This is a genomic window from Butyrivibrio sp. CB08, assembly GCF_003625485.1.
Lineage (GTDB): Bacteria > Bacillota > Clostridia > Lachnospirales > Lachnospiraceae > Butyrivibrio.
Genome location: NZ_RAIR01000017.1, coordinates 1 through 12240 on the forward strand (window position 1 = coordinate 1; position 12240 = coordinate 12240).

Below are 12240 nucleotides of genomic sequence, written 5' to 3' on the forward strand. Positions count from 1 at the left end.
TATTACTTTTGGTTTGTTAATTCTGAATAATTCTCTTGGAATTTTTCAGGGTTGCATTACTGTTTATTTGTCAAGGTGCTTTGTTCTTGCGACCGATTGCCGCAACTCATTTAGAATATCATGTGGCAGATCTTATGTCAAGAACTTTTTTAAATTATTTTTCAACCTTTTCAGAAACGGCTTGTTTCTGCGGTTTAGCCCGCCCTTTCGAGCGGGCAAAAGTTATTATAGCAAAGAGAATTTTCAAATGCAACACCTTTTTTGATGAATTTTTTAGAAAGATTTTCCACCACAAAATGTTGGGTCTTCTTCTATTAATAATATCTATCAGTTGTGTTTATTATCCTTATCCAGATCTACTGCTATACCCTTTAGAACTGTATTGATACAAGAAATCTGTTTTTTATGCACAAAAAAACTCCCAGGACTACTGTCCTGGGAGCTGTCTGCTAAACGGAGAAAGCGGGATTTGAACCCGCGCACCGCGTAAACGGTCTACACCCTTAGCAGGGGCGCCTCTTCAGCCACTTGAGTATTTCTCCATGCCTGAATCCCTCTACCAATATGTGGTTCGAATTCATGTGCGTCCGGTAAAACCTAAGACGCAAAAGTAATTATACAAAGCTGTATATGCTTTGTCAATTCTTTTATTCCAATTCACTGTTATACTGCGTAATTGCAGTCTCATAGAGGTTGTTTCCCTCAGAGTCTATTACAACTATAGCAGGGAATCTTTCTACCTGAAGTTTCCTGATGGCTTCTGTTCCAAGATCGTCATAGGCAACTACCTCAGATGCTACTATGGCTTTGGATAACAGAGCTCCCGCTCCTCCAATAGCAGCAAAGTACACTGAACCATTTCGAACCATGGCATCAATTACCGCTTTGCTTCTCTTACCTTTACCGATCATTCCGCCAAGTCCGAGATCCAACAGCTTTGGCGCGTACTTGTCCATACGGCTTGCGGTGGTTGGGCCAGCAGATCCAATGGGTCTTCCCTCTCTTGCAGGAGAAGGTCCCATATAATAGATGATATTCCCTTCCATATCGATAGGAAGCTTCTCGTTGTTTGAAAGAGCTTCATCCATTCTCTTGTGAGCAGCATCTCTGGCTGTATATATTGTTCCCGTGATATAAACCATATCGCCGGCCTTTAGCTCTTTTGCCAAAGCCTTATCTATTGGCGCCTGTATCTCTTTATCCATTCTATAGTCCCTTTAATCAATGCACATTATTATAGAAAGAGCTTTGCTCAATCATATGATGACAGATGCATGTCTGTTCACATGGCAGCATATATTAACTGCCACAGGAAGTCCTGCTATGTGAGTAGCAAAGGTGTTGATGTTTACAGCTAGTGCTGTCACTGTTCCGCCAAGTCCTCCAGGACCAATTCCTGTCCTGTTGATCCTGTCCAGAACCTCTTTTTCCATATCAGCTACATATGGAATATCTGAGTGCTGACCCACAGCCCTTGTAAGAGCCTGCTTGGCAAGGATCGCACATTTCTCAAAGGTTCCGCCAACTCCCACGCCTACAACCATAGGTGGGCATGCGTTGGGGCCTGCATCCTTAACCGCCTGAACGATAGCATCCTTAACTCCCTCTTCGCCGTCGGCGGGCTTAAGCATGAATACGCGGCTCATGTTCTCACTTCCAAAGCCCTTTGGTGCTATGGTTATCTCGACCTTATCTCCTGGGACGATGTCGTAATGAATGATCGCCGGGGTATTATCTCCAGTGTTCTTTCTTATAAGAGGGTCTCCCACAACGGATTTCCTAAGGAAACCTTCAGTATAACCATCATGAACTCCCTGATTGATCGCATCAGTTAAGCTGCCGCCAGTAAGATGAACATCCTGGCCCACTTTTACAAAGAACACAGCCATCCCTGTGTCCTGGCAGATGGGAATCATGTCTTCTTTTGCTATGTTTAAGTTCTCTTCAAGCTGTCCAAGGATCTTTTTGCCAAGGTCAGACTTTTCCTTGTCTTTAGCATCTAAAAGAGCCTTCTGCATGTCAGGCACCAGCTTATGGTTGGCATCTATACACAGCTCTTTTACCGCCCTGGTTATCTGGGCCACATCTAATTCGCGCATAAAATCTCCTGCTTAAGCACCAATAATGGTGTTCTTGATCTCAACAAGTTCTTCTGCTGATGGGCTTGTTGGCTCCCACAAAATGTGCGCTCCATCATTCTCATATCTTGGGATGATGTGAAGATGGAAATGCATAACTGTCTGGCCTGCTGCCTCTCCATTGTTCTGAACAAGGTTGATTCCGTCGCAGGAAAGCTTTTCTTTTACGTTAATGGCAACCTTTTTGGCAACCTTAACAGCTTCGCCAAGAAGGTCATCTGGCATTTCAAAGACATTGGCATAATGCTCTTTTGGAAGCACCAATGCATGTCCCTTTGTGGCAGGGCCATTATCAAGGATAACTCTGAACTTGTCGTCCTCATATATTGTGTTTGTAGGGAATACCCCATTTGCTAACTTACAAAAGATGCAATCGTCCATTACGCCAAACCCTCCATATTCTTTTCGTTTTTAAGAAGTACTATATTGATTATTCCAAGGACAAAGCCCGTCACGAATCCGCCAAGATGAGCAGCCGTGTTGGCCCCTGCCTGGAAAAAGCACGCATAGATCACAAAGGCAGCCAAAAAGCCAAGTCTTATCAGAACGCCTCTGCTCCTGATGAATGTCTTTCTATTAATAATGATCCATACAACAACGAAACCAACAAGGCCCATTATCGCGCCGCTGGCGCCAACAGACACCCAGCTAAGGCCGTGGTTTATCTCGTATGCCATGGATATCATGTTTCCAAACAGTCCGGAAATGAAATATAAGAAAGCAAAGAATGCATGTCCCGTGTAGTTCTCTACAATTGCACCTACCAGAGCAAGGATCATCATATTGTTGAAGAGGTGCTGGACATCAGCATGAAGAAACATAGCTGAAAAGAGCCGGTAATACTGACCGTCTCTTAGAACTATCTCTGTTATCATTGCCCCTTTTTCATACAACCACAGCATTGCTGTACTGCTAAGAAGAAAAATAATGACATTTGCAGCAAGCAGAGCAATGCTTACATAAGAACGCTTGTAAATGCGCTCCTGGTTCTCCCAATAACCAGCTTCTACAGCACTGTTATCCTGCATATTAAAGTCCCCGATTGTTAATCTGCCATAAGGTCAAAGAGCTGATCAAGACTCCTAAGTAGCTTGAAATCGCCTTTCAGCTTGACGCTTCCTGCCATAAAGGCTCTCTGGAAGGTCATTCTGCCGCCAATGATGTCTTCAAAGGTTCTCTGATCTGCTGAAAGAGCCACATCGCAGCCGTCCTCGTCGCCAACGCGGCAGTCACACTTGCTGCCGTCCACGTCAATTACAATAGGACGGAGCTTTCCATTGTCGGAAAAAGAGATCTTGTACTTGGCAGATACACCTGCAACTGGTGTAAATGTCTTTTTCAGGGTCTTAACGTATTCATCGGAACTGCCGGATGCTTCATCCTGTCCCATCTTGTCTCTGAAGATGCTGGCAAGTTCCTGGAGATCTTCCTTTTGTTTCTTAACATACTTGTCGTCGGATGCGTATTCTGAGAGCTGTTCTGACTCCTGTGGTGTCAGATCCATGCTCTGGGATACACCGACCTTGTTTATTACAGCCTGGTTGCTGGCTGGGAATACAGGCATCTTCTGATTGATAGTCCTGTAAATATTCTCTGTCTTTTTATCAATTATCTTGATATATTCAGGGCTGTTCTCAAGCTTGGTGGTATCTGCGATATATCCGCACATTCCGTCACATGGAAGTCCTCCAAGCATCTCCCAGGCGCTGGCAAGGCTCATCATGCCCTCGCGCTCTCCGTGGGTGGTGGACATGACAACTGGTGCCATGTATATCTCTTTTATGCGGTCCTTGTCACCATAAAGCCAGCAGGCATCCAAAAACTGCATCATATATCCGCCGATGCCAAACCACTCAACTGTGGAAGCAAGGATAATACCGTCCGCGTCCTTTAAAGTGTTAGGCAGCGCAGTGATGCCATTTCTCTGCTCGTAGAGGTTGTACTGCTGTACCTTTACATTAAGTTCCTGTAAAACTGTGGTGATCTGTGAGATTACAAAAAGTGTTGGGTCGTCAATGATCCCTCGACCGCCGTAATAGATGTTTACCTTCATGAGAACCCCTCCCATCGATACTGGTATTATAATACCACATCCAGCTACCTACAATCAAAACAGACTCTGCCAATTCTAATTTCATCTCCCTCATCGATCTGGACCATCTCCTGGACCTTTAATCTGAGCCCATTTCTGAAACATCCATTCGTACTTCCGAGGTCCCTGATGCAGACTCTTCCCTGTTTTTCTTCAATCCTGCAGTGCATTCTGGATACAGATGGGTCAGACAGCATCACATCAACACAGCCTTCCATTTTGCCGATAGTCACAGGAAGATTTTGGAGTGGGATCCTGACTGTCTTATCAAGATTTCTGCTAAAGAGCGCCAGCTCCTGACTTTCTTCCTGATCAAGGACCACTGTCTCCCCAGATACCATTCCTCTCTTAGGAAAAGAAACTGTCTCGTTCTGAACACTTCTGGTAAACCTTGCTGTATCCTCGCCCTCATCTTCCCGGTCAGAAAAATAGTCTTCTTCCTCGTAGTCTTCATCAAAGTCATCTTCGTCATCTTTTTCAGATGCATCCTTTGTGGGCGCTTCCTTTTTCATCTCCTTAAATCCGCCAACAAGAGCGATCGTTCCGGTTATAGCCGACACTACCATAACAACAATAGACAAAATGTTCTCTTCGCTGGAAAGAATATAGTTCATCCTTATATAAACCATGGCTCCAACCAGGAACATGAACATCAGGGAAAAGAATAGCTGGAGCTTTCCAGACAGTCTCTTATTCGCTTTTTTGAGCCTGGACTCTTTTTCCGCTGGAGGATCTTCTATTTCATCCTCTTCAAAAAAGTCATCATCGAAAACCGGCTGCTGTCTTGACGGCTTCACATCTTCATACTCATCCGCTTTTAGTTCTGCTTCCTCCACTTCTGTAACACTTTCTATTACTTCATATATGAAGTCGCCCCTGTTTGCGCTCTCCTCGCAGAGCCTGTAGATCAGATCAGTTGCCTGCTGGTCACCTTCATCCACGATATCCAAGAGCTCCATGGCAAAATCCGAAAAGCTCTTTTTCTCATCAAAAAACGGACAGTAAAGAAACTTATACTCACCAGTTGCAAGGTCCGTAAACACACTTTGAGCGTTAAAGACAATCCCCTCCTGTCCCAGAAGAAACTCAGAAAGTCCGTCCATAAGCTCTTTGATGTCAGACAGAAGCCTTTGCAGCTGCTGATGATCCATTTTGGTAGCGCTAAACCTGTCCTTTATGCTCTGCATGGAGTTGATCTCATAGTAAAAGAACTTTTCTCCATTGATATTTCTCCTGGCACATGGCACAAGACTTTTTATCCTTCCACTCTCCATGATCCTGTACTGGTATCTCTCGTCACTGGTCTCTTCGTTCCTGTTTTCAAAAACAAGATAATTGTGCTTTAACTCTCTGTAATATCTGTATTCCATAGTTATTCTCCTAAATCTATCAGCTCTCTTCCAAGGTCTTTTAGCCTGGTCAGAGTTCTTATGTGCTTAGCGTATTTGCGGTTCTTGGCCCTGCCTGCTGCCTCGTACCCCCAACTTCCACTTGGTTTAAGAAAGTACCTTCCCATGGCACGGTGCCTGGTTTCACTCTTTCCAACAACCCTTACTTCTTTTCCACTGACCTGTGCCTCAAAAGATGGCTTCTGGTTTCCAAAGTACTTCTTTCCTGCAACCTGCTCAGATTTTTCCTGTACATATCCAAAAGGGTCGTACTCTCCTGTTCCCATGTCCGAAACACTTGCCCGAAATGCCAGAATATATGAGTCCTCAGAAATAATACAGCGACCGTACAGGTAGTAAGTAAAGTAGATAAGAAGCGCCAGAACGCATATCACCATAGGCATTAAAAGCGTCGCCTCAAGGGTCATGTATCCCTTAAATCTCTTCATATTTTTTACCTCCATCCAAAGGATCCCAGCATTGTCACAATACTGCCCAGTGCCAGAAACGGCATAAACGCTATCTTAGTCTTTTTCCCCGCTCTTCTTAGTATCAGAAGCGTTCCTGAGAAGAGACTGCTGGCAAAAAGAGCTGTCACCACCGCTGCCATTATCCCCCATGCCCCAAGCGCAGGTCCCATGGAAAGAATGATAAGTCCATCTCCAAAACCAATTCCCTGCCTGGTAACAAGAGCCAGAACAAGCAAAACAGCGCCGGGAAGAACCGAAAGCGCAAGCATCCCTGGATCAAACATCCCACTGGTGCAGTCCAAAAGCACTCTTACTACAGAAACAATCCCGCAGGTTCCTATCTCCCAAAGCAGTATCTCCTTTTTGCGGATATCTTCTATAGAAGAGATGATAAGGATCAGTAAAATTCCAATTTCAAAAAACATGCTATCTCCCATCTTTATACTTCACCCACAGGCACTGCAGGGACGCTTTCCTCCAACCTCTGAAATGGGTATGGTGTATATCTTTCTCTTAATCCCAGGGCAGTTAACGCTGGTATGGTACCTGGTTCCATAGCCAGTAATATATACATTCCCGGCTCCTGCATTTCCCCCACAATACTCGCAGGAGTAATAGATCTTCCCATCCTTGTTTCGAAGATGTGACAGATCCTGCATATCAACGCTCTCTACCTTTACTCTGAGGTGCACGCAGTCCACATCCCTGTGATAGACTTCGCCGTGCTCTGTAACGTAGACCATCTCCTCCTCACTGCCCTCTGTCACAAGCCCCTGAGAGATGTCATATCCAGTCCAGGCATGTCCATAGAACCTGCCTTCCACCGGGATTTCTTTAAACCCAATGACAGGGATCATCGGATGCACCTTGTAATCCATCACAAGATCGATGATGTCATTGCCCATCGTCACCTGAGACTGCAAGAAGCTTATCCCGTCGAACCCTCCTGTGATACAGCTTTTATCAATTCCATCACCAAGGTACTGCCTTATTTTCTCTCTGGAAAAGAGAAGTCCTCCTGCCCCTGCGATAGTATCAAGGGCCGAGCCATCCCCCTCTCCACCAGCTGCTCCTTCACCAAACCGCAGGTCAAATGCCATAAGGGACAGTTCACTTCCTGTCTGATGAAGTGCAGCTTCAATATCCACCTGCACTTTCAGAATGTTGAAAAGAGTCATGATGTTCACAAAGAAAAAGATAAAGAGCGGAAGTGCCATAGAGGCCTCAACAGTCATAGAGCCTTCAAAAGCTCTTTTCTTAATACTCATATCCGTATATCCTTTCTATCTTTGCGTCGTACCCCCAGTAGGTCCCAATATGGATCTCGGCTCGAAACACATCCAGGCAATGATCGATCATGAAGTTTCCGTTTCCTTCCGTCCTTCTGATATCCATTTCAATAATGTCCGCCATTCTCCTGATCTTTAGGTCAGAAGAAGTCATAAACAGCCTGGCCCTTAAGTAGTCCTTGTAATAGAGCCCCTCTCCAAGGTCTCCTCCACTTAGATGATCTCTGAAATTCAGCATGCCCATAAGGCTCAGCCTCCAGGTTGAATCGCTCTTAAAAAGAGGCACTCTCCCTCCGGAAAACAGGATATTCAGGTCTGAGATGCTCTCAGCAAAGGTCCAGGCAAAAAGGATCGAGTACTTGACCGGGTCCTTCAATTCTGGCACAAACAACACCGCCGTCAGGGCGCCAGCCACCAGCTCTGCCTCAGCCACCTTGGATTCGCAGCCAAACAGATACAGCATATTAGCTGCTTCCCTGATAAACAAAAGCTCCGAAGCCATCTTGTCCAGGTTGTCCCAGTCGCTGTCAAACCCAAAAGCCAGGTATTCAAGCTGATATTTCAAAAGAGACTTATCCATCTCATCAAGGTACCTCGAGCACTTCTCGTAGTAATACTGATCCAGCAGGAACTTTTCGGTAAAAGAAATATCCTCGATATCATCCAGCCCCGTTCCCTTATTAAGGTTTCTTCCTGATGAATACAGTCCTAGATCAACCCGCTGCTTTGAAATACTGCTCTTGTCCTTAACTGCAAGATTAAGAGCACCTATCCCTTTAAGGGAATGAACTGCGTCCGCTGGATTTCCAAGGGACAGCTCCTCTTCCTCTCCATCCTCATTGATGATGGTTGGAAGCTCGATAGAATCTATAACCTCCTGGTTTTTTCTGGCCATAGCCTCTACATCAGTGGTGTTAAGACCGCTCCCTTCTATCATGTCCACATTTGAAGTGACATCAGACAAAAGCCCTTCCAGCGGCTCTGCTGCCATGTAGGACAGGATATTTCTCTTAAGAACAGCGGCGTTATTGTCCATGGCAAAAGAGCTGCCGGTGATATGAAGGTCTTTTAAATACATGGAAAAAACGCTGCTGCTCCCAAAGAGCTTTCCTCCCAGCTTTCTGTCCAGATTCTTTTTCACGTAATAGCCAAGATGTTCCTCGGTGTTGATTATTGATGGATTAGAGGTTCCATAGGATGTGTCCACCATCAAAAGGCCGTACTGCTGATACAGCTCTCTGCTATACTCTGCAAGAACAGAGTTCATGGCTATATCAGCGACTACCTCTGTCTTCATTTTGACTGCTCCGATCCTGGCCCCCTGGAAGAGCACCAGGATAAGAGACATGATGATCATTATCGATAAGGACAGATAAACTGTCAGATACCCCTTAGTTCGTGATGACACGGGTATCCTCTCTGATGGTCTTAAACACATCCTCAACAATTCCAGAAATCTGCTCCTTAAACACAATGACAAGTCCAATGAGTACTACGATGATGAGAATTACCTCCACCGTACCCATTCCGGACTCATCCTTCCAAAATTTCTTTACTCCCTGGGCAAACTTTCTTCCCAAATTCTTTAATTCATTCATTTTTATTTCCTCCAATTCATTTTTTAAAAAGCCATATATGCTGGTATCATGATCATTGCCATGACAATGACCAGCATGATTATCATTGGTAAAAGAAGCTTCGTTCCTGCTTCTTCACCCGTTTTCCTGACCTTATCCATTCTCTCTTCAAAGGCCTTTTGTGTTTCCTCAGTCAAAAGAGTGAGCAGCTCGCTGTTACCTTTCCTTAAGTTCTGGGACAAAAGAGTAGACAGCCTCGTGTACTGCTTTACCCCGCACCTTGACCCAAACCTCTCGTAAACTTCACTCTCTGAAGCTCCCGTCATAAGCTCTCTGTTGACCCTCAGAATCTCCTCATAGAGATACCTTTTTGAGGCGCCACTTTCTCTCTTTTTCTGATAGGTTCCAGACAGCTTGTTAAAGACATTTCTCACCGTCATACCAGCTCCCATGTACAGCACAAGCTTTGACACGAACTGAGGATAATCTGCCAAAAGCTCCTGCTCTCTTTCTTCCATGGTCTTTTTCAGCTCCTTGTCCTTCATGACATAAGATGCTGCTCCGCCAATAAGGGTCAGGAGTAGTAACAGAATACTGTTATCCGTAACCTTTTCGCTCCAGATGATTTGTCTGCCCTCATAGGTTTCCGGCAAAAGAATCTCATCCTCCTTGGCGGAATCCTCATTAGAGTCCTTTAGCATCCTCTCAATCTCCACAAAGGCCCGCTGGGCTGGATTTAAGACCCTTGGCATGACATTTGCGTAAAACACCTGCTGCCACCTTAAGTCCCTGTAGCTGTAATTTGCTACAAGCTCAACCACCACACCCTCATCCGGGATCATATCTTCAATGAGCCTTCCATCAAAGTGCATCACCTCGTAGTTATCAAGGCGCCACCTGATGTTAAACGGATATCCAGGGATTGTCTCAACAAGATCAAGGTCTGACCTGACTTCGTCAAAGCTTCCATTGTCCTTAAGAACAATAGCTTCAAGCTCACTGCTTGCACTCTCAAAGAGTTCTGCTGCCTCTTCGTCAGTAAAATCCCTTGTCTCAACTTCCAGTGTGTACTGACCAAGTTCATTCCCCGCTTCATCACTGGCAACAAGCTCAACCCTGTAATCATCATCGCCAAAAGCTCCTCGCTTTAGTGTTCCATCCTCAGCAATCCTGCTCTCGTTGCCACTACTGATGCAGAGCATCAAAGACAGAAAACTTCCCGCCGTCGCCATTAAAAGAACTATGCTTATCTTCCTGATGAAGTACTCAGTTTCAATGCTTTCAAGGTCTTTCCTGCGCTCCAGGGTTCCCAGATAGCTTCGTATCTTTTCTCTGGAAAAAGACTTATCGCTCTTTTTTACATGCTGATAAATATATAAGGAGATCTTTAGGAAAGCTCTGCTGATGCCCGTGTCCTCAATTTTGGAAGGGAGCTCTAAATCCTTTGAAAGAAAGAACAGTATCACCATGAAAAGGGGCATAATAAGATACAAAAAGAAAAGCTTAGACATTGATGTTCACTATCCTTTCTGACATTAGATATGCTGTCACGTATAACCCTGCGCAGACAGTCATAAAGATAATCCCAAACACATTGTGATAAAGGGGATCAAAAAAAACAGAACTGGTCAGACTGATATAAAAGATAATAAAGAAGGGCACAAGATTCATGATCCTTGCTTCCATTCTCTTTGCACTGATAAGGACGTCAATCTCTTTCTCAACGTCCATCTTCTGTGAGATAACCGTGATGGTCCTGCCGATGATCTGTGTCATATTTCCGCCGCTTTTCTTGGCAACTGCAAACACTTCAGCAAAATCCATAATGTCAGGATTTCCTGTTTCCTTACCCATTTTATAGATCAGCTTTTCAATGGGGACATTGTTCTTAAGACCCTTTTTGATCTTACCAAGAGCATTACAGATAAGACTCTTTTTCCCATAGAGCATTTCCATATCATGGAGGGCTTCAACAAAGGCGTTCTCCGCAGAGTATCCCGCCTTCAAACAGGTAAGTACAGAGCTTATAGCGTCTCTGAACTGTATCCCCACGATCCTTCTGTTTCTCTCACTCTGCCTTCTTTTCTGGTACACGAACCAGAAAAGGCTTACGGGAGAAATAATAAGGACCGCTATCAGAGAGTCGTAAAAGAGCTCTCCAAACATGAAGGCTATAAACAGCCCCTGAAGAAAAATCGGCCAGTCACTTACACTGGGGCGGCAGTCTAAGACCTGCTGCCAAAAGTTTTTCAGTAGCTTTAAGTTCACCAACCTTCCTCCATTCCCCAACAACTTTTGTTTTGCTCATACTCTCATTCTCCTCAAACTTAAACAGGGTGTTCACTTTTATCCTTCCCGTGCTTCCATCAAGCTCTTTTTCAAGCTCACAGATCTCTAAAACCTTCCTGGTCCTGTCACGAAGCCTGCCTAGATGTATCACAATATCAATTCCAGAAGCTATCTGGCCTCTTACTGCCGCAAGAGGAATCTCCATGCCCATAAGTACCATGGTCTCTATTCGTGAAAGCATATCTGCAGCACTGTTGGCATGTCCTGTGCTCATGGCCATGTGACCTGTGTTCATGGCCTGAAGCATATCAACACACTCATCTCCTCTTACCTCTCCAACCACCAACCAGTCTGGGCGCATTCGTAGTGAGGATTTAATAAGATCCCTTATGGTTATTGGTCTGCAGCCTTCAACATTGGCATTTCTTGCTTCCATCCTTACAAGGTTTGGAACGCCTCTTATCTGAAGCTCGGCATTGTCTTCGATTGTGATAAGTCTTTGGTCTTTTGGAATAAAATCAGATAAAGCATTGAGAAAAGTGGTCTTTCCAGACCCTGTTCCTCCAGAAATAAAGATGTTATATCCAGCTTTTACCAGCACTTCGACATAACTTTTTAGGTATTCAGAAATTGAACCAAGCTCGATGAGCTTTTTCATGGTGATGGGCTGATCAGGAAATCGTCTTATGGTGACGATAGGGCCATTTAAAGCTATCGGCGATAAAACCACGTTTACTCTGGATCCGTTTTCCAGCCTGGCATCCACTATGGGCGAGGATTCATTGACAACTCTGTTACAGGATGCAACTATCTGCTGTACCACATCCTCAAGTCTTTGTCTTGATTCAAACCGGGTTCCGGACTCCGTAATAACGCCGTCCTTCTCGATAAAAATATTATCTGTGCCATTGACCATTATCTCCGTAACCTGCGAACATTAATACAATGTAACTTTGAACCCCCTTCCATATTAAGACGGTTTCAGGCATAAAAAAGA

13 protein-coding genes, 1 tRNA gene and 1 pseudogene are annotated in these 12240 nt (G+C 44.7%); all 15 read right to left on the minus strand.

What is annotated here, in order from left to right:
• Positions 1 to 454 precede the first annotated feature (454 nt).
• A tRNA-Ser gene (locus D6855_RS16445) sits at positions 455 to 542 on the minus strand.
• Positions 543 to 647: 105 nt separating this feature from the next.
• Positions 648 to 1205: a Fe-S-containing hydro-lyase gene (locus tag D6855_RS16450; protein ID WP_120743098.1), complete on the minus strand. Its 558-nt coding sequence runs from the start codon at positions 1203 to 1205 to the stop codon at positions 648 to 650.
• A 51-nt stretch (positions 1206 to 1256) separates the two neighbouring features.
• Entirely contained in the window at positions 1257 to 2099 is an 843-nt protein-coding gene (locus D6855_RS16455) for a fumarate hydratase (protein WP_120743100.1), read from the minus strand.
• A 12-nt stretch (positions 2100 to 2111) separates the two neighbouring features.
• Entirely contained in the window at positions 2112 to 2519 is a 408-nt protein-coding gene (locus tag D6855_RS16460) for an HIT family protein (RefSeq protein ID WP_120743103.1), read from the minus strand.
• Positions 2519 to 3166 (minus strand): rhomboid family intramembrane serine protease, encoded by a 648-nt coding sequence (locus D6855_RS16465; protein WP_120743105.1) that lies wholly within the window; start codon positions 3164 to 3166, stop codon positions 2519 to 2521. Before D6855_RS16465 ends, D6855_RS16460 begins: the two co-directional genes overlap by 1 nt.
• A 17-nt stretch (positions 3167 to 3183) precedes the next feature.
• Positions 3184 to 4191: an SCP2 sterol-binding domain-containing protein gene (locus D6855_RS16470; RefSeq protein WP_120743107.1), complete on the minus strand. Its 1008-nt coding sequence runs from the start codon at positions 4189 to 4191 to the stop codon at positions 3184 to 3186.
• 44 nt (positions 4192 to 4235) lie between these two features.
• Positions 4236 to 5600: a DUF6382 domain-containing protein gene (locus tag D6855_RS16475; RefSeq protein ID WP_120743109.1), complete on the minus strand. Its 1365-nt coding sequence runs from the start codon at positions 5598 to 5600 to the stop codon at positions 4236 to 4238.
• A gap of 2 nt (positions 5601 to 5602) precedes the next feature.
• Positions 5603 to 6067, minus strand: coding sequence for a hypothetical protein (locus tag D6855_RS16480; RefSeq protein WP_120743111.1), 465 nt, complete (start codon positions 6065 to 6067; stop codon positions 5603 to 5605).
• 5 nt (positions 6068 to 6072) lie between these two features.
• Positions 6073 to 6513 (minus strand): prepilin peptidase, encoded by a 441-nt coding sequence (locus tag D6855_RS16485; protein ID WP_158589569.1) that lies wholly within the window; start codon positions 6511 to 6513, stop codon positions 6073 to 6075.
• Positions 6514 to 6534: 21 nt separating this feature from the next.
• Positions 6535 to 7356, minus strand: coding sequence for a pilus assembly protein (locus D6855_RS16490; RefSeq protein WP_120743115.1), 822 nt, complete (start codon positions 7354 to 7356; stop codon positions 6535 to 6537).
• Complete coding sequence (locus D6855_RS16495; RefSeq protein ID WP_147368159.1) at positions 7346 to 8785, minus strand: DUF5702 domain-containing protein; 1440 nt, start codon at positions 8783 to 8785, stop codon at positions 7346 to 7348. The genes D6855_RS16490 and D6855_RS16495 overlap by 11 nt, the downstream gene beginning before the upstream one ends.
• The gene (locus tag D6855_RS16500) at positions 8769 to 8975 is read right to left on the minus strand and encodes a Flp1 family type IVb pilin (RefSeq protein WP_120743119.1); all 207 of its coding nucleotides are present in this window, start codon (positions 8973 to 8975) and stop codon (positions 8769 to 8771) included. The genes D6855_RS16495 and D6855_RS16500 overlap by 17 nt, the downstream gene beginning before the upstream one ends.
• Positions 8976 to 8998: 23 nt before the next feature.
• Entirely contained in the window at positions 8999 to 10465 is a 1467-nt protein-coding gene (locus D6855_RS16505) for a type II secretion system F family protein (protein WP_120743121.1), read from the minus strand.
• Complete coding sequence (locus tag D6855_RS16510; protein ID WP_147368160.1) at positions 10458 to 11222, minus strand: type II secretion system F family protein; 765 nt, start codon at positions 11220 to 11222, stop codon at positions 10458 to 10460. Before D6855_RS16510 ends, D6855_RS16505 begins: the two co-directional genes overlap by 8 nt.
• Positions 11158 to 12174, minus strand: a pseudogene (locus tag D6855_RS16515) (CpaF family protein); the annotation flags it as partial. The gene D6855_RS16510 and the pseudogene D6855_RS16515, both read right to left, overlap by 65 nt.
• Between the last annotated feature and the right edge of the window lie 66 nt (positions 12175 to 12240).